This is a genomic window from Sporosarcina sp. ACRSM (genome assembly GCF_022346545.1).
Lineage (GTDB): Bacteria > Bacillota > Bacilli > Bacillales_A > Planococcaceae > Sporosarcina.
The window spans coordinates 109,632-133,144 of record NZ_JAKRNU010000001.1; the positions used below are offsets into that span (position 1 = coordinate 109,632).

Consider the following 23,513-nt stretch of genomic DNA (forward strand, 5'->3'; position numbering starts at 1 on the left):
ATTCCACCTCATCTTATCTATGATTTGAAAAGACCTTGGTAAAGGTGCATGAAAATGTCTGGACGTCTATACAAAATTATAGAAAAACCAAACGTAAAACGAGTAATGGACATATATAGTCTCACCTCAGCCTAGACAAATATACGGTGCTATCACAAAAGGTGCCAGTTGCCATGACAATTTTGAATTGAGATTTTGTGGTAAGCGACTGTTCCCCACCCAATTCGACCATACTATTTTCCGAGGAGTGAACGTTATGTATAAATTATTGTCCCATAATGATTTAGATGGAGTTGGATGCGGAATTTTGGCGAAGCTCGCTTTTGGGAAACAGGTCAAAGTGCGTTATAATTCGGTTTCCGGTCTGGATCGGGAAGTGGAATGGTTTTTGGATAACGATGATCAAGATACTTTTTTGTTCATTACGGATTTGTCGGTAAGTGAGGACAATGAGAAAAGGCTGGATGTGTTTTTTCAAGCGGGTGGAAAAGTGCAAATGCTGGATCATCATAAGACTGCGTTGCATTTCAATGATTATGCGTGGGGTCATGTCGTGGTGGAAGACGACGAAGGAAAATTAACTTCCGCGACTTCCCTTTTGTATGAATACTTGGTGACCCATCAGTTCATGGATCCATCAGACGCTGTCGCTGAATTTGTTGAGCTCGTCAGGCAATATGATACATGGGAATGGGAGAAAAATGACAATCAGCATGCGCAACGACTCAATGCCCTCTTTTTCTTAGTCCCCATTGAGGAATTTGAAGAAAAAATGATCAACCGCCTTCAAGCAAGCGAGCATTTTCACTTTGATGAATTTGAAACGAAAATATTGGATATGGAAGAAAATAAAATCGAACGCTATATCCGCCGGAAAAGGCGTGAACTTGTGCAGGCGCAAGCGGGCGACCATTTTGCCGGCGTCGTGTATGCGGAATCCTACCATTCAGAGCTCGGCAATGAATTAGGCAAGGATTGTCCACACTTGGATTATATCGCGATTCTCAATATCGGTGGGAAACGAGTCGGTTTTCGGACCATCCACGATCATATTGATGTTTCAGCAGTGGCCGGCCAATTCGGCGGAGGCGGACATGCAAAAGCATCCGGTTGCTCGTTAACAAATGAGGCTTATCAACAGTTTGTGGTAGACACGTTCCCATTGGAACCGTTAAGGGAAGACGCACGACGCAATCGCTATAATTTGAAACGTTCCTCGTTTGGTTCCCTATATAAAAACCGGATGGAAGAGCTCTTTCTCCTCTATCCCGTAAACGATCAGGCCTGGGCAATCAAACAAAACCAAACAAATTTGGAACAGAGTTTTACTAGCTTCGAGGAAGGAGAAATCTTCCTGAAACGAAACTATGAAGCATGGCTTGTCAGGGATGATGCGTTTGTTAATTATTTGATGGAGCAAGTAAGGAAAGATTGACATGTGCCTAGCGTGAATACACGCTAGGTATTTTTTATATCCCTGCCAAACCGTAACTTTTTTCCAAACATTCCGTCTAACTGATTAAGAAAGAGAGGTGTTCCTAATTATGAAAGGCAAAATCGTTTTCATTCTGTTCCTATGTTTTGTATTAGTAGCTTGTAGTTCCAATCACTCGGAAAATCTTGTTATAGAGGAATCTAAAGCAGTTTCAAATGACATTGCCGTAGAAAGTGCAACGGATCATTCAACTGTGGATACTGCGCAAGAGGTACAACCGAAAGAAAGCACAACGGATCGCATGATTATCCACCAGGCACAATTGCAGGTCAAAGTAAAAGAACTAGAAAACGCCATGCATCAGCTTAAAAAAAAGGCGGCTGACTACGGAGGTTACATCGTTGAATCAAATGTATATCGGGAATCGGCTGACACCGTCAGTGGGAAGATGATCATCCGCATTCCGGAAAACCATTTCCAAGCGATTTTGACAGATACCGAAGAGCAATCGGCTGAGGTACTAGTGCGCAATGTGACGGGGCAGGATGTAACCGAGCAATACGTGGATTTACAATCGAGAGTAAAATCGAAGCGTGCAGTTGAAGAACGACTTCTTGCGTTTATGGGCGATGCAGAAAAGACCGAGGATTTATTGAAAATATCATCCGATTTAGCAACAGTCCAAGAAGAAATTGAAGTAATTGTCGGCAAGATGAATTATCTTGAAAACCAAACCGCTTATTCCACAATCGAAATCACCATGTTTGAAGATCGCGTAGTTGTTCCGACCGTGGACAGTAAAAACTTGGACACATGGGGGAAAACAAAAAAGCAACTGGCGACCAGTACGAACTTCATCCTAGCTGCCGGTTCTGGTTTGATTGTGTTCCTAATTGGAAACTTGCCCGTCATTGTCCTCCTTTTGCTTGTTGGAACTGGCGTTTACTTTATCATTAAAAGAAAGAAACCAAATGGCTAAGTTTCACGAGAACATACAGTTAATGACAATCGTCTAATCATAAACCGAATCCCCCATCACACCGTTCCTGATTTTTCGAACGGTATAATGGGGGTTCCCTTTTACGAGTGCCTTTGTAAGAAATAGTTAGTTTCCACTAACAAACCTCTTCATATTATTCGATACGATAGAGGTATCCCAAGGGTACCAATAATAGGTTTCACCATCGAACTACATGTCATATTTGTAGGCGAGCGGACCTTCCGTGTAAAAAACCATTGTATAAGTGAGAGGATCTCCCCGTTCTGTGTTAGGCCAGAAATCAGGTTTTTCTTCACTATTTATTAACAGTTGAAGAAAGCTCTTAACTTCCTCGTTCTCTGTCAACTCGGAAATAAGTTGATCCCCTTCTGGCGGATTGGTCTCGTAAATCTCAATCCTCTTGACTTTATCGATTGGCATATCTTTAAAATGCCAAAGATATTCGGTATCTTCGCGTGAAAAGTATACTTTGTAGCCATTTATGGTGTTGGTGTCCTTCACGGCAATCAAATGAGGATGATCCTTAATGCTAAAAATCTCAGTCCCCTTCTCATGGATAGCAGCATCCCCATTTCTGAGCTTATAGCTTGGATTTGTTACATTGCCAGCTACTCTAAATCCAACCGTACCCATCTTTTCACCTATATATTGTTGATCGGCTAACACCCCAGAATGGATACCATTGTATTCTTTTCCATCCAATTGAATAAAATCAACCCAATCAATTACAGTATGACCGTCAAATGGTGTTGACCGGCAGCCCGTTAACAATAGCAAAATAAAAACAGCCAAAAACATACGCCTTTTCTTCAATGACGACGCCCCCTTTCTCCATCAGACGAACATGCAGGGGCTTTCGTTACGTACAAATTTGTCGTGGTCAATGCACGAATCTATTCATTGAATACCAGATGCTTTTCTCGCTATTCCTTAATTATTTGGGGCAAAATAATGACAACACTCACTAAAAAGAATTTATTTTACCTCTATTTGTATTAGAGTAGTATCCATTTTTAATCGTTCTCTCAACTCGTCTGAAATATTAAAAGAGTACTGTTGACCTGGTGTTACATCTACTGCTTGATAACCTTGTGCTGTGTTAACAGTACCGTCAGTCCCGATTGGCGTCCAATTTGTGGAATCGAAGTCTCGCAAATGATCAATATAGTTTCCACTAATCTTTCCTTTTTCCAACCATTCGTCTGGTAAAAAATCGTATCCCAAGCCCTTTTCAGCTAATACTATTTCAACATCCCCCGCTGAAACCGTTACTTGTCCGCTTTTAGGTATCGATTCCCCATTAACCTGTATCTCGTATACAAATTGATTCCGGGAAAATTCCAACATTTCTTCATCCGATAAGTGAACAATCGCTTGCTTAATGGCCGTCACGAAATGCTGATTTTGTTCGGTTAGATACTGATTTTGGGCCTGCAATGATTCTATTTCATTCGTATCCATTTCAACTTCTTCTACCAAAGTTTGCATTTGACCTTGTTCTTCGTTTTGCTCTTCACTACAACCAACTAATGCGAAGACACTTAATGCAATCCCGGTAAATAAAAATTTCTTCAACACATTGTTGATCCCCTTCCTAAATGGATTACTTGTACTATTTTTATTTAACTAAAGCATCCGATTGGAGAAGATGAAACGTTTACTATGCTATTGTTTTTCACAAGAAACTGGTGACCAAAAGCCACCCTTCTTTACGACCACTTTTTCCTCTTTATCAAAATTCTCAAAGCACTTGTCTATAATGAGTTCATTTGCTTGATGATTCTTTACAATTTGGAAAATGGTTACACTGCCAACTGCTACTATAATGACACTTACGATGATTGCAATAAATATATTTAATTTGTTTTTACTCAAATCCAAACTCTCCTATCCTAATATTACCTTTCTTTATTTTAATTTCATAATATCCCCCATTTCACTATACCGCCCCGTTCGTTTAAGTGCCAACCTTAATTTGCTAGTCCCGAAGACAAAATAGAGTACAAGTAAATGTGCATCGGGGCGCATCAACACATCTAATTTACTTGATAATAATGATTCGGTCCCACAACGAATACTGAACTTTCCGTCTTTAAAATATTCATCATTATTCACATATAAATACCTATACATGCATGAATATGCATGTTATACTCATCAATATCATTGATTCAGCAAGTGAACTTTCAAGAAAACTAAAATTATGTTGCTAATCTTCTGATAACATAGTATGTTTTATTTAAATTAAAATAATTATTCGTTTCTGAATAGCATCGTTTTGGAAAAGGTGATCCGATGACAGGTTTGTTCTTACATCCAAATTCGAAAGAAGAAGTGATCGATTCCTATGAAGAAGATATTATCCTGACCAATCACGCCGGTATGATTGTGAAAGCCTCTCATATTAGCGGCAAACATTACGGCATTCAGGCTGAGGACCTTCTCGGGAATTCGGTTTATGAATTGGAGAAAAAGGGTATTTTTTCACCGGCGATTACGCCGCTTGTAATCCAGCAGAAAAAGAAAGTGGTTGTCATCCAAACGACGACGACCGGTCAAAAAGTGTTGATTACGGGGATGCCTTTTTTCAATGAGGCTGGAGAGGTCGAATATGTCCTCAGTTATTCGTATGAAGTGTCGGAACTCTTGGTCATTCAAGAGTACATGAAAGAATTGGAACAGGAAATGCTATTGGCAAAAGATGAACTTTCCTTGCTGCGCAAAGAAAAGCTGACGATCGACGGTTTGACGATGGAAAGCCGATCGACTCGGGTCGCTTACGAAACGGCACGCAATGCAGCGCCTCTCGATGTGTCCGTTATCCTCTACGGTGAGCAAGGAACTGGAAAGTCGACGATAGCGAAAGTCATCCATAATGAAAGCTTGCGAAAAGACGGCCCTTTCATCGAAATCGACTTGGAAACATTGCCGGAAGCGATGGTAGAGCGCGAGCTGTTCGGCGGCGAGTTCGAACAAAGGGAAACCGGTTTGGTGACGCTCGCACATGGAGGTACGCTTTTCTTAAAAGGGATAGACAAGCTTCCCCTCCATTTACAAGGTAAATTGACACCTGTTTTAAAAGAACGCCAGTATACGCCTTCCGGTGCGGAGCGCGCGCTGCCGCTCGATGTGAGATTGATCAGTTCTTCCGAAACGCCATTGGCAGAAGCGGTGGCCAACGGGACATTTCATCAAGATCTCTACTATTTACTTCATATCGTCCCGATCCATTTGCATCCATTGCGTGAGCGGAAAGAAGATGTCCGTGCGCTGATCTCCACGTATTTGGAGAAGTTTTCAGCCCAATATCGGACAGTGAAGCAATTAGCGGACGATGTCTATATGCATTTGCTGCAAATGAAATGGCCTGGCAATCATGGTGAACTGGTCCATGTGGTGGAACGGCTAGTTGTCCAAAGCGCATCGACCATCATCACGCTCCAAGACTTGCCGCCGGAATACCGCCAAGATACCGAGGATGACTTATCGATGTTCCAACTCGAAGGTCAATCGCTTCCACATATTTTGGAATCCGTGGAGATGAAAGTATTAAGAAATGCACAGCAGCGTTATCGGACGACAACAGAAATTGCCAAAGTGCTCGGCATCAGCCAACCTTCCGTCGTGCGCAAGCTAAAAAAATATTCCGAACTTGAATAGGAGATATGTAAAATGCAACAAAAAGTAGACACACAACAAGAATGGCATCATATGGTCGATCATATCGGCAACTTCCTCGCCCCGAGCATGGCGAAAGATCACCCGAACCTCCCCGTCGTCAAAGCGGAAGGTTGTTATTACTACGGTGTCGATGGCAAACGCTATTTGGATTACACTTCAGGCATTGCCGTAGAGAACGTCGGCCACCGCCATCCGAAAGTCGTTCAAGCGATCAAAGACAGTGCAGACCATTTGATCCACGGTCCTTCCGGCGTCATCATTTATGAATCGATTTTGAAGCTGGCAGCTGAACTGCAAAAAGTTTTACCGTCCGGACTTGATAATTTCTTTTTCGCAAATAGCGGAACGGAAGCCATTGAAGGCGCTCTTAAACTGGCAAAATATACGACAAAGCGTCCTTATGTCGTGTCATTTACCGGCTGTTTCCACGGGCGCTCCATGGGCGCATTAAGTGTCACGACGTCGAAAAGTAAATACCGTAAACATTTACAACCTTCTTGGCTCGCTTATCAGCTCCCTTACGCGTTACCGGAATACCTTCCAGAAGGCGCAGATCCGGATGTTTTCTTCCCTGAAAAACTGGAACAGGATGCCAAAAAGTTGTTCAACCATCAAGTCGATCCGGAAGAAGTCGCTTGTATGATTATCGAGCCGGTACTTGGTGAAGGTGGCTATATCATTCCGCCAAAAGCCTGGTTGAAAAAGATCCGCGAGATTTGTGACCGTCACGGTATTCTGCTCATCTTTGACGAAGTACAAACCGGTTTCGGACGCACGGGCGATTGGTTTGCTGCGCAAACATTCGATGTCAAACCGGATATCATGGCCATTGCGAAAGGAATTGCCGCAGGACTGCCACTGAGTGCCACGGTCGCTTCAAAAGAACTGATGGACCAATGGCCGCTTGGCGCGCATGGGACGACATTCGGAGGAAATCCGATCGCCTGCTCCGCTGCCCTTGCTTCACTTGAAGTGATGAAAGAGGAAAAATTATTGGACAATGCGACGGCGATGGGTGCCTATGCGAAAGAACGCCTCCTTGAGTTGAAAGCAAAACATCCGGTCATCAAAGATATCCGCGGTGTCGGCCTGATGCTAGGCATCGAGCTTTGGAATCCTGAAACAGGCGAAGCGGACGGCAAAGCCGTTATGGAAGTGCTTGACCTCTGCCTGGAAAAAGGCGTCTTGTTCTATCTTTGCGGGAATTCCGGAGAAGTGATCCGGATGATTCCACCGCTAACGATTACAAAAGAACAAATTGATGAAGGCTTAACGTATTTGGATGAGGCATTGCAAGAGTTTGGAAATAGATGAATGCTCTTGCACTTCACTATTGACAATAAAAACGAAATGAATAGGAGCGAATAATCATGAAAAAATGGTCAGGAATTGCCCTCCTACTCATCCTTGTGATGAGTGTATTGGCGGCATGTGGCGCGAAAAACGAAACGAATGGTGACAATGCAAACACTGACAATGCATCAGGAGCAGATGCGAAAAAAGTACTGAAAGTGGGAACTTCCGCGGACTACCCGCCTTTCGAATATGTAGACACAGCGAAAAGTGATGAAATCATCGGATTTGACATCGACTTGGCGAAAATGATTGCAGATGAGCTTGGTTATGAATTAGATATACAAGACATGGATTTCAATGGATTGATCCCGGCACTTCAAGCGAAAAGTATCGATTTCGTCATTGCAGGAATGGACGGAAATGATGAAAAACGGAAGCAAGTTGTCGATTTTACAGATCCATATTTCACAGCAACAAACTACGTTATCTTCAAAAAGGACAGCGGATTTGAAACAGCTGAAGATTTAAAAGGCAAAAAAGTCGGTGCTCAAACGGCAACAATTCAAGAAAAAAGTGCGACAGCCTTACAAGATCAGTATGGCTATTCTGTTGAATCACGGGATCGTGTGCCTGATCTGATCCAGGAAATCAAATCCGGTCACCTCGATGCGGTCGTCCTTCAAAACGCCGTTTCCATGGGCTATTTATCCGCCAATGACGACCTTGCTTATTTCGAATTGCCGGAAGAGCATAAATTGCAGCTGTCCATCGCTTTCCAAAAAGATAGCGAACTTACACCTGAATTCAACAAAGCATTAAAAGAACTAAAAGATTCAGGGAAAGTCGACGAATTGATCACAAAATGGTTTAACCAATAATTTTAATTTGTAGAGAGAGGGATAAAGACTTATGAGCTTGGACTTTACCCAAATTACCTCCTCGATTCCTTATATTTTACAAGGAATCGGGGTCACTTTAAAAATCGTCGGCATTGCAGCCCTCATCGGTTTTTTTCTAGGTACATTATTAGCGATTTGTAAAATCGGCAAAGTGAAAGCACTCGCTTGGTTAGCGGATATATACACATCCATTTTCCGTGGAACACCGTTAATTTTGCAATTATTATTGATCTATTATGGAGTTCCTCAACTGTTCGGCATCCAAGTCGAAGCGTATATCGCAGCCATTTTAGCATTCGGTCTTAACTCCGGTGCCTATATTTCTGAAATTATCCGTGCTGGTATTTTAGCCGTCGATCGGGGCCAACTGGAAGCGTCCATGGCGCTTGGCATCCCCTATGGTAAAATGATGAAAGATATCATTTTACCGCAAGCAGTGAAAAATATATTGCCGGCTTTAGTCAATGAATTTATCACCTTAACAAAAGAATCGGCGATTGTCACCGTTATCGGGATCATGGACATTATGCGCCGATCTTATATTGTCGGTGGCAACACGTACCGCTATTTTGAATCATTGATCTTTGCGGGATTCGTGTATTATATTATGGTCGTTGTGCTGACGATGCTCGGAAAACTGATTGAAAAGAGGATGAGTAGAAGTGATTAAAATCCAAGACCTCCATAAATCTTTCGGCAAAACCGAAGTATTGAAAGGCATTTCGACAACGATGAACAAAGGAGAAACGATCGCCATCATCGGTCCTTCCGGTTCCGGGAAATCGACGTTTCTTCGTTGTATCAACTTGTTGGAAACGCCGACAAACGGACAAATTTGGGTCGGTGATCAAGAAGTGACAAACCCGAAAACCGATATTTCCAAAGTACGGGAACGGGTCGGAATGGTGTTTCAATCGTTCAATCTCTTCCCCCATAAAACAGTGTTGGATAATATTACATATGCACCGATCACTGTCAAAGGAATGGCCAAAAAAGAAGCCGAAGATATCGGGCGGGAACTGTTGAAAAAAGTGGGATTAGCTGACAAAGAACAAGCTTCCCCTAAACGGCTGTCAGGCGGTCAAAAACAACGGGTCGCCATCGCACGGGCATTAGCAATGTCCCCGGAAATGATGCTATTTGACGAACCGACTTCCGCACTGGACCCTGAAATGGTAAAAGAAGTGCTGGAAGTTATCAAATCACTCGCAAAATCCGGCATGACGATGGCCATCGTCACCCACGAAATGGGCTTTGCCAGGGAAGTCGCGGATCGCGTGTTATTTTTAGACGGCGGAAAACTCATCGAAGACGCTCCCCCTGCCGAATTCTTTTCCTCTCCGAAAAGTCAACGTGCAAGAGATTTTTTGGAGAAAATTTTATAAATCTTAAAAGCCAACATTCCGTTTTATTTCGGGTGTTGGCTTTTAAGATTTATCCATCAAATCGCTCCGCTCGTTTTCCGCTGTAATTAGCCATAAAAAAGCACGATTCCTCACAGCAGGATCATGCTTCTTTCATCATTATTTAACGGTCCTTGCATTGAATGAGTTCAGGACGGTATGCATACACGTCCCCTTCTTTCGTTTACTTTCCTCAATGAAATCAAACAGGATTTCATTGTACTTTTCTTTTCGTTCCAAATTGGGTAAATGTCCACACTTATCAAAAATGATTACTTCCGCTTGCGGCATGAACCATTTCGTTTGATAAATACTATAAAGCGGAATAACTTCGTCATACAGACTGCCGATCAGTAAAGTCGGCACTTTGACGAACGGCAACATTGGTAAATAATTGGATTGAATAGCTGATTGGGAAGAGGCAATATAAGGTTCCGATCTGATAACGAACATGCTTTTCGCTTCTTGAATGAGGTCCGGTGTTTTTTCGTATAAGCATCTTGTCGCTGTCAATGTTATATATTCATCAAGCGTGAGCAACTGGAGATTTCTCATTCTTTCTTTCAAGGAAAGATAGCCGAATAAGTAAGGGGTGTATGAAAAAGTGTTCGATAAGATGATGGATTGCACCCGATCCGGTTGTTGACGATATATTTCCTGTACAACAAGCCCACCCATCGAAAGCCCGCAGAAATGGGCTTGCCGGATCTCCAATCTGTCTAGCAAAGTGCACACATCTTCCGCAAATTGAGCGATCGAAATCGCTTGGTCCTCTTCAGATTCTCCATGCCCGCGTAGGTCGGGTATGATGAGACGATAATGTGTAGCCAGCTCATATTGATACTGCCATGATTCCTTGATACTGCCCAATCCATGAATGAAAACGAGCGGATCGCCTTGGCCAATATCCACATAATGCATATGCGATACCTCCATTAGGTTCCATACTTGATCACTCCGCGGAAGTCATTCACTTCAATTCTGTACCAATGAATGTCCAATTCGAATCAAATTCGTTCATATCAACTTCCGCCGATTCTGTTCTCCCCTGCTCCAAACGGATATTTCAGGGGAACACCGTCTATGACAACACAACACGTATCCTTGTTGCTTACGGTATTGCTTCGCAATTTTCCCTTGCTGGCGGCGCAGACAATCAAATATGTAAAGGCTTTCTTTACTATATGAATTTCAGTAGCGTTTCGTTCACTTTCCAACAATAAAAGAGGGAGAAAAAGGATACCATATGCAACTTACAAGCTTTCTTCATGTTATACTGCCCATTTACCCATTGGACAAAACATCAATTTCTCCGATACCACGCAAAAAAAACCGTCTCCTCTTGTAAAGGAAACGGTCTTAACGTGGTTATTAAAATGCCGGGAATGAAATATCAGCGAAATTTTCCTCTAAAAACGCGCGAATTTCCGGTCCTGACAAATGTTTAGCCAATTTCTGAATCGCTTCGGAATCAGCGTTATCTTTGCGTGCAACAAGTGAAATCGGGAATGCCGATTCCCCTTCATCGATCAGCGAATCATTTACCGGTGTTAAGCCAAGTGGTTTTGCATATGCAGGTAGCATTGTTACCAGATCGACATCATCGATGGAACGAGCGAGCATCAAGAGATCGACTTCAATGATTTCAAGATTCTTCGGATTATCAATAATATCTTTTTGTGTCGCTTCCAGTCCGGCACCTTCTTTTAACGTAATAAGGCCGCCTTTTTCCAGTAATTCCAATGCACGGGCAAGGTTGGACGAATCATTTGGAACCGCCACTTTCGCCCCTTCCGGTAGCTCTTCCACGCTTTGATAGCGGTTGGAATATGCACCTAAAATCGCATGGTATACCGGCTGGACGGCAACAAGCTCAGCGTCATTTGCTTCATTGAATTGTTCCATATAAGGAGGATGTTGGAAGAAATTTGCATCCACTTCTTTTGCTGCCAATGCACTATTGGGCTGGACATTATCCGAAAGAACGACAATTTCCATGTCGATGCCCTCTTCTGCCAGTAAAGGTTTTACTATTTCTAGCATATCTGTCATCGGAGGAATCAAAGACGCCACTTTTATTTTCGTAACCTCTTGTTCTCCCGTAGTTTCCTGTTTTTCTGCCTTCTCTTTACCACACGCTGAAACGATGATAGCTAGCATAGAAACTAGTAAAACTGTCAATAATTTTTTCATATCTTTTACTCCCTTTTTTAAGATCTTTTATCTAAACGTTTGGAAATAGCTGTGCCTGTTACTTGAATGGCTTGGACAAGAATGATCATCATAATAATTGTAAAAGTCATAAGTTCTGTTTCGAATCGCTGGTAACCGTAGCGGATGGCAAAATCACCAACACCGCCACCTCCTACAATTCCCATTACCGTCGAGTAAGAGATGAAACTGATCGTTGCTGTCGTCAATCCGAACACAAGCCCAGCCCGTGCTTCGCGATAAAGAAACTTGAAAATGATCTGGTTTTTTGTCGCCCCCATGGCGATGGCAGCTTCTGTTATCCCTTTCGGAACATCCAATAATGACTGTTCCACTAAGCGGGCATAGTAAGCGATCGAAATAATCGACAAAGGGACAGTGGCAGCGATCGTCCCAATTGCTGTGCCGACGATCCAACGCGTAAACGGGATTAAAAAGACAACAAGCAGCAGAAACGGAAATGAGCGTATAATATTGACAAATGTATCAAGAATAGTAAATAGGACTTTATTTTCATACAAATTTCCGCTGCGGCTTAAATAGAGATACGTACCAAGTGGCAAACCGACTAACACAGCGGCAAGTATGGAAATACCGACCATCGTAAATGTTTGACCGATTGCCGTCCAAATTTCTGATTGATAGGCAATGATTTTTTCCATTATGTATGCACCACCGCGATCTTTCGTAAATCTTCAATGTAATGATCTTCATTCGCCTGGATCCCTTGAGGTTGTATTTGAAAGCTATCGATCAGTTTCCCATCTTTCATAATCGTGACATGATCACAAATGCTTTTCACCACATCCATCTCATGTGTCACAATGACAATCGTTACACCTAACGTTTTTTGAATATGTAGAAGGACTTGCAGCACTTCGATTGTCGTTTTCGGATCGAGGGATGATGTCGGCTCATCACATAATAAGACAGACGGATTATTTGCTAAAGCCCGTGCAATAGCGACCCGCTGCTTTTGGCCGCCACTCAATTGAGATGGATACGCACGTTCTTTATCCGATAGTCCGACAAATTGCAAACATTCCGCCACCCTTTTCCTGCGTTCTTTTTTCGGCAGCCCCACTAATTCGAGCGGCATCGAGATATTTTCAGCAACCGTTCGATTCAGCACTAACTGAAACTGCTGAAAAACCATTCCAATGCTTTGCCGCGCCTTCCGTAACGCTTGCTCAGATAAACTCGTCAGTATTTTATCTCCAACCCGAACAGATCCTTTATCTGGCTTTTCCAAAAGATTCATCATACGGATTAGCGTCGATTTCCCGGCACCACTTGTCCCGACAATTCCATGAATCTGACCTTTGGTAATCGTCAATGATAAAGGATGAACGGCTTTTACATCTTGGAAACTTTTCTCTACTTCTCTGAGCTCTATCACTCCAATTCCTCCTTTTCCTCATTCAATACTATACCACTAAAAGTAATTCAGGAAAATGGAATACGCTTTTTGACGCATGTAATTTCTTTCGCTTTTTCGGTATTCTCCTATTTTTTATAAAAATCTTTTAAAAAAGTGGTTTATCTTTCATTGTCTACGGGTAGACATAGATTACAAGGCGGAACTACCAAAAGATGAACCTTGTAGACGAGCTACCTACAGGTGAAACTGATGGCGAATTGCACAGCCTTGGCGGAAAATTTGCTTTGCTGACGATAGGTACACTCGTCGGGAACTAACAGTTTACGGGTTCCGACCACGATGTGGCAACCAAGCAGTAAGGGTTCAATTTTTTGTGGAAGTGCATCTTGAAGACTGACTGCACAAGGAGCAATTTGCAGACGAATGTCTGTGACGACCTTGAACCGAAATGGCACAGCAGCTCAGCCCACTCAAACTGCACTGGCGGGCGTTATGAAATGATCGTCAGGAAGAACAGTTTTGAGCATTAACGAACAATCAAATTTTCCGAGTGCGTCCCTTTTGAAGTTTGAAGGGGAAAGGAAAAAGCATGATCCATCATGAGGGATCATGCTTTTTTCGTTTGATATGCAAAACGCCAGCTTACGAGAAACTCCTCGAAACTGGCGTTTTTTATAAAACCGCTCTATTTCAATCTCACACTTCACTAAGCACTTGCGCATTCTCATTTAAACCAAGTGACTCCGCAGTCGACTTATGAATTTCTTGCAAGAGTTCCGGATTTTCAGCCAGTGACTTGCCAAAAGAAGGGATCATTTCTTTCAATTTCGATTCCCATTCTTCCACGTGCTGCGGAAAACATTTGTCGATCACTTCGAGCATGACATGTACCGCCGTCGAGGCTCCTGGTGAAGCACCCAATAATGCGGCAACCGAGCCGTCTGCAGCGCTTACAACTTCTGTTCCGAACTGCAATGTCCCTTTACCACCGGCTTCTGTATCTTTAATGACCTGAACACGTTGACCTGCTACGACTAAATCCCAATCTTCACTTTTAGCGTTCGGGATAAAATCGCGTAATTCTTCCATCCGTTTGTCTTTCGACAGCATCACTTGCTGGATCAAGTAAGAAGTCAATGGAAGGTTTTTTGCCCCTGCTGCTAGCAAAGTTGTCAGATTATCCGGTTTAACAGACGCGAGCAAATCCATCATAGAACCTGTTTTTAGGAACTTTGGCGAGAATCCGGCAAACGGTCCAAATAGCAATGATTTTTTGCCATCGATAAATCTCGTGTCCAAATGCGGCACAGACATCGGAGGTGCACCAACGGCAGCTTTTCCGTATACTTTTGCATGGTGCTGCTCCACCACATCCGGATTTTTACATACCATGAAAAGACCGCTGATCGGAAATCCTCCGATATGCTTCCCCTCCGGAATCCCTGATTTTTGTAGCAGATGTAAGCTTCCACCACCGCCACCGATAAAGACGAATTTGGCAGTATGTGTTTCAATTCTACCAGCGGCATCATTCTTCACTTTCACTTCCCAAGCACCATCGCTTGTCCGTTTCAGATCATCGACACTATGATTGTAATGGATCTCTACGTTTTGACGTTTCAAGTGATCGAAGAGCATGCGTGTCAAAGCACCGAAGTTCACATCAGTTCCTGAATCGATCTTTGTCGCTGCAATCGGTTCATTCGACTGACGGTCGTTCATCATGACCGGCATCCAGTCCTTCAGTTTTTGCGGATCATCGGAAAATTCCATCCCCTGAAACAACGGATTGTTTGTCATCGTTTCAAAACGTCTTTTCAAAAACGCTACGTTCTCCTCGCCCCGAACAAAACTCATATGAGGCAATGGCATGATAAAGTCTTCAGGATTATGTAATAATTGGTTATTTACAAGATATGACCAAAATTGCATAGAAACTTGGAACTGTTCATTTACGTTGATCGCCTTGCTTATATCCACGGATCCGTCCGCTTTTTCGCTTGTGTAATTCAATTCACACAGTGCTGCATGCCCCGTTCCCGCATTATTCCATTCGTTGGAGCTCTCCTCCCCTGCATTTGCAAGCTTCTCGAATACCTTAATGTTCCAATCAGGCGCCAATTCCTTTAGCATCGTCCCCAAGGTCGCGCTCATGATGCCTGCACCAATTAAAATAACATCTGTTCGTTTTACACTATTAGCCATACTTACCATCCTTCTACTCTTAACTTTGCAGAAAGGATACGCACCCCTTCTTCAGAACAAATGACAAGAAGTGACAAAATATCACCTTTTCTGTATCAATACTTATCTTATCGTATTATAACAAAATTATCTATAGATTATTATTTCTTCGTTTAGATTGTGTAAATTTAGGGGTGAAGGAGAAGATTATGCGCAATTTGAGTACCGCTCCAATCCAACACCCGAGCCGTTTTCCTATATACTTCAGGATAAATCCCTTAGTTCTTCCAAAGGATTTTTTTGTACAAGCTGTCCAAGTAAGTTGACTATAACAAAGTGGAGACATTGGCTATCATGATCACTGCCACGCATACCGATATTGAATGTCTGTGGTCTGCCTTTTCGTATGATTCGTCCAACGGTTCCAAACACTCGTCTGATCTGCTTCATATTCGGGCAGAATCGGTTTGGTTTCCCCCGCTGCAAAATAGACAGGTCCGTATTGCATGACGTCCATCACTTCGTTGCGACTATTAAAAAATGCGATTTCCATCTGCACCCATAAGCCTTGGCTGTGATTATTCTTCGCCATCACCAAATTTTCATAATAGGAATCACGGCAACTAGAACTGGATGACCTGGAAAAGCAATTTTGCTCGGAAGTCACCAAGACCACAGAAACAGGATCATCAGCAGCAGGGATCACTTGTGCAAGCTGACGGTGTCCTTTATCCAGAACCAGGCTGTATGCATACTTCTGTCCAGCTGGCATGATGAATATAAAGATGATTAAAATCGTCAAACAGAACATCCCCATTGCGACCAGTACTTTCCCATATTGCGCAAACCATTCCCCGATGGAAACACGGATTGGCAGACTGGTGACAACGACGATGGCGAAAATAATCGCAAAGATGCCAACCATCAAGAAGAACATAATATTGATTTCTCCCCAAGCTGGAAAAAACGGCATCTCATGGGCAGACCAATAATGGAAATTGACCATAGTTGCAATGCCATACACGAAAAGCCAAATGACTAGAGAAATGCACAAACAGCGTAAAAGGATTCGGTAATGGCGATGTTCCTTGAGTGCGAACAGAAACAAGATCATTGGAACCAAACCCGCTAGCATTAAGAGGTAGGTGAAAATCATGCGTTTCGTTCCCCCTCTCGAAAGCGAAACGGCTCACGCTCGCACGACAATGTCTGTTCGGAGACGATCATCTCATTTGGGAACAGGCGCGCAACGACAGGGCGCACAGACTCTAGCAATGTTTGCTGCATGCCTTCATAATTATCGGGGTTCGATTTCCAACGGTCGAATAAATAAAAATAGTCATCATGCCAATGGGCATACACTTGCCAATGCATCCAGCGCCAGCCGATGCCTGTCATGAGTCGGACTTTTTGGGAACCGAGCTGATGGGCCATTTGAAAAGGAAGCTTGGCAACCTTCTGCATGATTGGAAAAGCTTTATGCAAATCCTGCAGAAGATCAATCCAGGTATCTGAACGGAATCGCTCAGCGTTTCTCCATAAGATGGAATCCTTCTGATCGGCCGTCGGTTCATAATAGCTCCGGACTCTTTCAAATAGTGTCACCACAAATTCCGCTTCTTCCCGTTCCATTCGTATAAGCGTCAGCGCTTTGTCATTGTCTTTTAACGATGGGAAAAGTTCCAAATAGGTTTGAAAGGACTTCACTCCTTTATGGGGCCTTGGGGAGGGTTGTTGCCATTCGCGAATTTTCGTCGGATTGAAAAACACATCTGCAATTTTGCCAAGTGCCTGGCGATTTCGTTCAACCGTCATACATTGCTCAATAGCATTCCTGTCAGAGAGAATGGTCATCCGATCAGCTTGGTGTTCGATCAAATAACCTCCACTCCGGTTCCCCTTCTCAACAAGTAGCCATTCCAACAACCGGCCATGTTGTTCATACACGATACGAAGCTTGCAATCTTCCACGTCCGGTATGACCGAACGGAGTCCTTCATGTTGAAGTCTCCTTTCTACGATTTCCTTTATTGCATCCATGACATCACCCTTATTTCATAATCAGCTTCCTTCTTTACGTGCCATACTGGGATAAGTTTCAACTCGATCGATTAAAAGCTGGATTGGGAAATCTATAACAAAAAAGCCCTCTTTCTAAAAAAGAGGGCTTCCAAAAGTTTGCATAATCTACAACTCTTTGTAATCGAGATACTATATGATGAAATAAGTTTACTCAGAAATCTCCTTCACTACCGCTTTTCCTGCCTCTAGCAACACTTTACTCCGGCTCAAGAAAACGCCGGCAATCAGAATGAGGACCCCTGTTCCGATAAGCAGCCATTCAATTTTCACAACATCCGAAATCGGTCCGAAAATAAGCATCCCGATCGGCATCATGGAAGTGGAAATCATCCCGAACACACCGAAGACCCGTCCTAAATAATTACTATCCACTTTCTCTTGCACTAAAACCATCGTTGGCGTATTGAAAATCGGCATCGCAATGCCAAACACAGCCATGAACATCAAATAGATCCAAAAAATCGGGACAATTCCCAATGCAAACGTACAGATACCCATTAACACACTCGCAAAAGTCATCGTATGCACTCTGTTGGAAAAACCGCCCCAAGCGGCAATAATGCCGCCACCAGCCATCATTCCGACCGAAAAAGCGATTTCGATGGCGGTCAGGCGCCACACATCGTCACCAAAACTGCGCGCCACTTGCAAAGGTGTTAAAAATGCTGCCGGCGCCATCAATACAAAGAAGAAAGCGAAAAAGAGAAAGAACTTCTTCAAGAATGCATGCTCGTTAATATAGGACAAACCTTCCTTGAAATCGCTCATATAACTCGTTGTCTGTTCTGTAGCCGCCTTCTCATGCACGGCGATTTTCAGCAATGTCACTAACGTCAAAATCGCAATCGCCGCGGTGATGACATCGATGAAGAAAATCACTTCAAGGGAAGTCATCGTCAATAATGCCGCACTGACCATCGGGGCCACAAACATGATAACCGCTTGAAGACTCCCATTCGTGCCATTCACTTTCGTCAGCTGATCCTCTGGCACTATTTGCGGCAAAATCGCCCCGATTGCCGGGGTCTGGATGCCCGCTCCAACGGCTCGGATCGCCGCCATGACAAACAGTAACCAAATGGCGTCATACCCCATTAGGAACAAGATGGCGAGGATGAGCGTCGATAGCGCAATCAATCCGTCCGATACGATAATTAGGATCTTCCGATTATAACGGTCCGCCCACACACCCGCCACCGGTGATAATAAGAATGTCGGGATAAAACCACAGATGATGAACAACGTCATCATCATCCCCGACTGTGTAGTCAACGTAATATGCCACATAATTGCATATTGGACTAAAGAAGAACCAAACAGAGAAATCGTTTGGCTGCTTAAAAAGATAATAATATTTCTTTTCCAGTTTTCATATGCAGAATTCATCTGATTCACGACCTTTATCAAATTAATATTGATGTTCAAAAAGGCAAGGTCCTATCCTACTGGAAATGTCTATTTTTAGACAGCAAAAAAGAGGGCAGACTCGTCTCCCTCTTTCTAAATGATTCATTAAGTTTTCCTCAAATAGACAGACCAATCCCATTTACCCTGCAGATAAGCAGAGCTTTTGAACGTATTCAGTTAACGGTTCAAAACTTGGATTCTTAGTCTCATTGATGCTGTCACAAGGAAAACCTCCGTTTCTGTTGAAGTGAACTTCATTTTACCATAGTTTTTTCCGCTTTTTCAAGTGTTAAGGGAAATAATCCATACTTGTTCAGGCGTCCGAACTGCACAGTCAAATTGCATTGACAAATCTCTTCAAAAGATGAGTCGATCATTCATCCTAAAATTCAAGCAGAAAAAAGCGAGAACATTTTCCCTCGCTTTTTTTCTATCCTTATTGAAGTCCGCCGACTTCCTTCTCATACTCCACTGGTTTAGGTGCAACTTTTGCCCGTTCCAAAGCAGGTGTGTCAGGACGTGCAACTTGATAGACCGCTGCCCCAACGATTTCTGCTGTTTCTTGAAGTTTCGCTTTACTGATTTTATCTAGGGAATCCTCTGGTGAATGATACCAAGGCTCAGTAGGGCTATGGATGAATAAGGCAGCCGGGATACCCGCATAATAAAACGGTACATGGTCGCTTCGTCCCTCTTGTCCATAAGTTAACGTAGTCCCTGTTCTCACTCCCGCTGCTGCTGCAAGATCAGTGACGACATTTTTCTCACCATCTACCGTGAACATCACCAGATCTCCAGCATCACGACTGCCAACCATATCCATTTGGAACATGCCGACAATTCTATCACGCTCATCTTGAGATAGTGTTTCAACATAAGCATAGGATCCAAGAAGCCCTAGTTCTTCAGCACCAAATGACACGAAACGGATTTCCGTATCTGTAGGCATATTGGCCATGACACGAGCCAACTCAATCGAAGTTGCTACCCCGGAAGCATCGTCATTGGCACCCGGAGATCCCGCAACGGAGTCGTGATGCGCACCGACAACGATAATCTGGTCTGTCGCTTTCTTTTTATTTGTAGGCTCTTTGACAGCAACCACATTATGCGACGTTTTCTGTAGAACTCCGCCACCCACTACTTCGATTGTCGCTGAAACAGCTTGTCCATTTGCTAATGAAGAGGCTAACCGATCGCCATCGGTTTGTGAAAGAGAAACGACTGGAACAAATGCATCATTTGGCGCGCCAAGCGTTCCATTTAATGAACCTGAAGTATTATTATAGATGATTACTGCAGATGCTCCCGCCTTGGCAGCGTTTAGCACTTTGTCTGCAAAGGAGATATCTCCTCTTTTAACCAAAGCAATTTTGCCGGTTAAATCAATCCCGGTCAAATCAGTTTCTGTTGCAAGTCCGACGTCAACCACTTCGCCTGTCGCTTCACCATTTGGCGTGTAAGTGAAACTGTCGGATGCTATGGTGTCACCCGCTATTGTAACGGAAACAGTAGGTATCTCATAGCTTTCAAATGGAAAAGATTGAATCTCTGTATCATAGCCAAATGAAGCATATTTCGTTTCGATATACTGAACTGCATCCCATTCAGCTTGTGTACCCGCTATACGTGGTTTACTTGATAGATGACCAATGTCATTGTAAATATTGTCGACATTGATTCTTTTGATAATTTTATTATCAAAAGCTTGTTGTACCTGTGCGGGTGGTGCAGTCACTTCCTTTGCGTATGCAGCCGGCAATCCTACGGTTAGACTTGCAGCCAATACCAAAGCAATAAACGGTTTTCTTCTCATCCTTCATCAAACCTCCTAAATGATACTTGCCTCCCTATCAAGTATAATTGATAGAATAATTTGATAAAGTCCATTTTGAACCAATTTTCTGAATAGTACTTTTGGTAAATAAATGAAAGAAAGGAAGGAACTTTGTCTAAAAAGTATGTATAAGACTGATCATCGGACAAACAATTGAGCGCTTGAAGTATTACTTTCTTAACCCCTATAGATAAAAAGCTCTAAAATATGCGCCTTTTCTATTGTTATGTTTCCGGAGCGCCATAAATCCCTTGCCGAATACACTCATCAACGTCTACAAGACAACAAAATATACCAAAAAAGACAGCTACGAGAGCTGCCTTTCCGGATTCAATCAATGAACATTATAGGGTTACGCGTGTACCTGTTTTTCCTTCAAGAGCATCTTGAAGTTTGTCCATTGTAGTAATGATGACGTTTTTGCCGCCTTTTTTCAAGAACAGGATAGCTGCTTCGATTTTTGGACCCATGCTTCCTTTAGGGAAATGGCCTTCATCCATATAACGAAGTGCATCTTCAACTGTCATTTCAAATAGGTTTTCTTGTTGTGGCGTTCCGAAGTGGATCGCGACTTGCTCAACACCAGTTACGATGAATAAATAATCTGCATTGATTTCTGCAGCCAATAGAGCACTTGCAAAGTCTTTATCGATAACCGCATCTGTACCTTTTAGCATGCCGTTTTCTTCGATAACAGGGATTCCGCCGCCGCCAGCTGTAATAACTGTGATTTCTTTATCAAGTAGAGCTTGAATTGCCTCTTTCTCAACAATTGTAACTGGTTTTGGAGAAGCAACGACACGTCTGTATCCTCTTCCGCTGTCCTCGATGTAAGAGATTTTTTCTGTTTCAAGGATTTTGTCTAGCTCTTCCTGTGTATAGAATGGACCGATTGGTTTTGTCGGATTCTCGAAAGCCGGATCTTCTTTAGAAACAACCGCTTGTGTAACAATTGTCGCAACAGGCTTAGTGATGTTGCGCTCCACCATTTTGTTTCTGAACGCTTGTTGGATCAAGTAACCTAAGTTCCCTTGTGTTTCGGCATCAAGAACATCAAGTGGATAAGCTGGAACAACAGATTCTGCCATTTGGTTTTTGATCAATGAATTCCCGACTTGTGGACCGTTACCATGTGTAATAACAACTGTATTGCCTTGTTCGATTAATCCAAGAACAGGTTCACAGACTTCGTTAATATTTTGTTGTTGTTCTTCAAGTGTTCCTTTTTGACCTTCTTTAATAATCGCGTTTCCGCCGATCGCTAGTACAATTTTGCTCATTGAAACGTCTCCTTTAGTAAAGTAACATAAATTTTCTTTTCATTTTTAACTTGATGATCTTGCATAGCAAGCACTTACATTTTTCACAGAAAAGAGGAGAGGAACTAGCTAAAACTATCCCTCTCCAACTGAATCCATTATTTTGCTTCGACTAGTCCAAGCTTCACTGCGTAAGCTTCGATCGCTTTTTCAAAGCATGCTAATGGCGCACGAACCGTACCTGCACCGATTTGGCCAACGCCAGCTTCTTTATGCGCGATACCTGTGTTGATAACCGGCTCGATTCCTTTATCAACAACTTTTCTTGCGTCAATTCCTAGGCAAGCACCTTGGAAATCCCAAGTTGGAATTGAGAAGTTAGGGTTATGATCGATACAGATTTCAATCATATCATTACTTGTGTTTACTGCATCGTCCATACCGCCAGCACCTACGAAACGAGTAACCCCAGGAGCAGCGATCATCGCCATACCACCAACACCGAATGTTTCAGTGATCGCACTGTCACCCATGTCCGCACAAGCCATGTCTTGATCATAGCCTGTGAAGAAGAGACCTTGTGGTGTGTTAACAGGCGCTGTGAACCATTGGTCGCCCATACCTGCGATACGGATTCCGAACTCATATCCGTTACGGCACATTGCTGTAACAACTGTACCATGTTGGATTTGGCGTGCTGAATCCATTACCGCTTTCGTTGAAGCCATTGCAATGTTCAAGAAGTACTGATCTGTGTCAGCAAGGAATTGAATAACGTCCTGCTTGTCTTTTTCGTTCACATCTGTTTGTAGGATGAATGGAACGATTTCTTTTAGGAAAATAAGTGATCCTGCAATATTACGTTGGTGGAATTCGTCGCCCATTGTAATTGCACGAGCCATCATAACGTTGACGTTTAAGCCGTCACCTTTTACTTGAAGTGCTTTAGATAGTGTTGGACCAAGTACATCTCTGAACCAGTTTAGACGGTTGATAACGTCATCTGAGTATGCACCGAAACGAAGTACTGCGCCGATTCCTTCATTCATTGTACAATATGCACGGTTACCGCCGTCACGGTTTTCAGCAACAAGAACTGGCATACTTCCAGAAGTGATGCCTCCCATTGGGCCGACTGCATTTACATGGTGACATGGGATGAATTCGATTTCACCATTTTCAAGCATTGCACGTGCTTCATCTGGGTTTGATGCCCAGCCTTCAAATAATGTAGCACCAATACAAGATCCTTGCATCGGGCTTGTCATGTTTTCCCACTTGATTGGTGGTCCTGCATGAAGTAATACTTTCCCGTTTAACTCTTCAATAACGGATTTGGCTGGAACTACATCAATTAGAAATGGTGCGCCTGATACGACTTTATCAATAACTGCTTGGTTTGCTTCATCAATTGTTTTAAATTGTCCGTACATTATGC

The 23,513-nt window shown here is 43.0% G+C and carries 21 protein-coding genes; 7 read left to right on the forward strand and 14 right to left on the reverse strand.

Annotated features, from left to right (window positions below; genetic code table 11):
• The first annotated feature begins 256 nt into the window (after nt 1–256).
• Both MHZ95_RS00520 and MHZ95_RS00525 read left to right on the forward strand, forming a co-directional pair.
• A complete protein-coding gene (locus MHZ95_RS00520) occupies nt 257–1,435 on the forward strand; it encodes a DHH family phosphoesterase (RefSeq protein ID WP_239388382.1) in 1,179 nt (392 codons plus the stop codon).
• A gap of 109 nt (nt 1,436–1,544) precedes the next feature.
• Nucleotides 1,545–2,414 (forward strand): DUF4349 domain-containing protein, encoded by an 870-nt coding sequence (locus tag MHZ95_RS00525; protein ID WP_239388384.1) that lies wholly within the window; start codon nt 1,545–1,547, stop codon nt 2,412–2,414.
• 210 nt (nt 2,415–2,624) lie between these two features.
• Here MHZ95_RS00525 and MHZ95_RS00530 read toward each other — a convergent pair whose 3' ends face one another.
• From MHZ95_RS00530 to MHZ95_RS00540, 3 genes are all read right to left on the reverse strand, one after another.
• Nucleotides 2,625–3,248, reverse strand: coding sequence for a hypothetical protein (locus tag MHZ95_RS00530; protein ID WP_239388386.1), 624 nt, complete (start codon nt 3,246–3,248; stop codon nt 2,625–2,627).
• A gap of 162 nt (nt 3,249–3,410) precedes the next feature.
• Complete coding sequence (locus MHZ95_RS00535; protein ID WP_239388388.1) at nt 3,411–4,013, reverse strand: hypothetical protein; 603 nt, start codon at nt 4,011–4,013, stop codon at nt 3,411–3,413.
• Nucleotides 4,014–4,100: 87 nt separating this feature from the next.
• Nucleotides 4,101–4,310, reverse strand: coding sequence for a hypothetical protein (locus tag MHZ95_RS00540; RefSeq protein WP_239388390.1), 210 nt, complete (start codon nt 4,308–4,310; stop codon nt 4,101–4,103).
• A gap of 420 nt (nt 4,311–4,730) precedes the next feature.
• Between MHZ95_RS00540 and MHZ95_RS00545 the strand changes: the two genes are divergently transcribed.
• The 5 genes from MHZ95_RS00545 to MHZ95_RS00565 are packed head-to-tail and all read left to right on the forward strand — an operon-like array spanning nt 4,731 to nt 9,696.
• Nucleotides 4,731–6,095: a sigma 54-interacting transcriptional regulator gene (locus MHZ95_RS00545; RefSeq protein ID WP_239388392.1), complete on the forward strand. Its 1,365-nt coding sequence runs from the start codon at nt 4,731–4,733 to the stop codon at nt 6,093–6,095.
• A gap of 12 nt (nt 6,096–6,107) precedes the next feature.
• On the forward strand, nt 6,108–7,430 hold the full coding sequence (locus tag MHZ95_RS00550; protein ID WP_255726483.1) for an aspartate aminotransferase family protein: 1,323 nt from the start codon (nt 6,108–6,110) through the stop codon (nt 7,428–7,430).
• Between the two features lie 56 nt (nt 7,431–7,486).
• Entirely contained in the window at nt 7,487–8,290 is an 804-nt protein-coding gene (locus MHZ95_RS00555; protein ID WP_239388394.1) for a transporter substrate-binding domain-containing protein, read from the forward strand.
• Nucleotides 8,291–8,321: 31 nt separating this feature from the next.
• Nucleotides 8,322–8,981 (forward strand): amino acid ABC transporter permease, encoded by a 660-nt coding sequence (locus tag MHZ95_RS00560; protein WP_239388396.1) that lies wholly within the window; start codon nt 8,322–8,324, stop codon nt 8,979–8,981.
• Nucleotides 8,974–9,696: an amino acid ABC transporter ATP-binding protein gene (locus MHZ95_RS00565; RefSeq protein ID WP_239388398.1), complete on the forward strand. Its 723-nt coding sequence runs from the start codon at nt 8,974–8,976 to the stop codon at nt 9,694–9,696. The genes MHZ95_RS00560 and MHZ95_RS00565 overlap by 8 nt, the downstream gene beginning before the upstream one ends.
• A 138-nt stretch (nt 9,697–9,834) precedes the next feature.
• Here the strand turns inward: MHZ95_RS00565 and MHZ95_RS00570 are convergent, their stop codons facing one another.
• The 11 genes from MHZ95_RS00570 to MHZ95_RS00625 form a co-directional block, all read right to left on the reverse strand.
• Complete coding sequence (locus MHZ95_RS00570) at nt 9,835–10,635, reverse strand: alpha/beta fold hydrolase (protein WP_239388400.1); 801 nt, start codon at nt 10,633–10,635, stop codon at nt 9,835–9,837.
• Nucleotides 10,636–11,085: 450 nt separating this feature from the next.
• Entirely contained in the window at nt 11,086–11,907 is an 822-nt protein-coding gene (locus MHZ95_RS00575; protein WP_239388402.1) for a MetQ/NlpA family ABC transporter substrate-binding protein, read from the reverse strand.
• A 17-nt stretch (nt 11,908–11,924) separates the two neighbouring features.
• Nucleotides 11,925–12,587: a methionine ABC transporter permease gene (locus MHZ95_RS00580; protein ID WP_239388404.1), complete on the reverse strand. Its 663-nt coding sequence runs from the start codon at nt 12,585–12,587 to the stop codon at nt 11,925–11,927.
• Entirely contained in the window at nt 12,587–13,324 is a 738-nt protein-coding gene (locus MHZ95_RS00585; protein WP_239388406.1) for a methionine ABC transporter ATP-binding protein, read from the reverse strand. The genes MHZ95_RS00580 and MHZ95_RS00585 overlap by 1 nt, the downstream gene beginning before the upstream one ends.
• A gap of 678 nt (nt 13,325–14,002) precedes the next feature.
• Complete coding sequence (locus MHZ95_RS00590) at nt 14,003–15,511, reverse strand: malate:quinone oxidoreductase (RefSeq protein WP_239388408.1); 1,509 nt, start codon at nt 15,509–15,511, stop codon at nt 14,003–14,005.
• A gap of 337 nt (nt 15,512–15,848) precedes the next feature.
• On the reverse strand, nt 15,849–16,646 hold the full coding sequence (locus tag MHZ95_RS00595; RefSeq protein WP_239388410.1) for a hypothetical protein: 798 nt from the start codon (nt 16,644–16,646) through the stop codon (nt 15,849–15,851).
• Nucleotides 16,643–17,530 (reverse strand): hypothetical protein, encoded by an 888-nt coding sequence (locus tag MHZ95_RS00600; RefSeq protein ID WP_239388412.1) that lies wholly within the window; start codon nt 17,528–17,530, stop codon nt 16,643–16,645. Before MHZ95_RS00600 ends, MHZ95_RS00595 begins: the two co-directional genes overlap by 4 nt.
• A gap of 189 nt (nt 17,531–17,719) precedes the next feature.
• Nucleotides 17,720–18,958 carry an MFS transporter gene (locus tag MHZ95_RS00605; RefSeq protein ID WP_239388414.1) on the reverse strand — a complete coding sequence of 413 codons (1,239 nt, stop codon included), beginning with the start codon at nt 18,956–18,958 and terminating at the stop codon, nt 17,720–17,722.
• Between the two features lie 457 nt (nt 18,959–19,415).
• On the reverse strand, nt 19,416–20,795 hold the full coding sequence (locus MHZ95_RS20925; protein WP_304648874.1) for a M28 family peptidase: 1,380 nt from the start codon (nt 20,793–20,795) through the stop codon (nt 19,416–19,418).
• Nucleotides 20,796–21,160: 365 nt separating this feature from the next.
• Nucleotides 21,161–22,096, reverse strand: coding sequence for a carbamate kinase (gene arcC / locus MHZ95_RS00620; RefSeq protein ID WP_239388416.1), 936 nt, complete (start codon nt 22,094–22,096; stop codon nt 21,161–21,163).
• A 137-nt stretch (nt 22,097–22,233) separates the two neighbouring features.
• Complete coding sequence (locus tag MHZ95_RS00625; protein ID WP_239388418.1) at nt 22,234–23,508, reverse strand: YlbE family protein; 1,275 nt, start codon at nt 23,506–23,508, stop codon at nt 22,234–22,236.
• Nucleotides 23,509–23,513 lie beyond the last annotated feature (5 nt).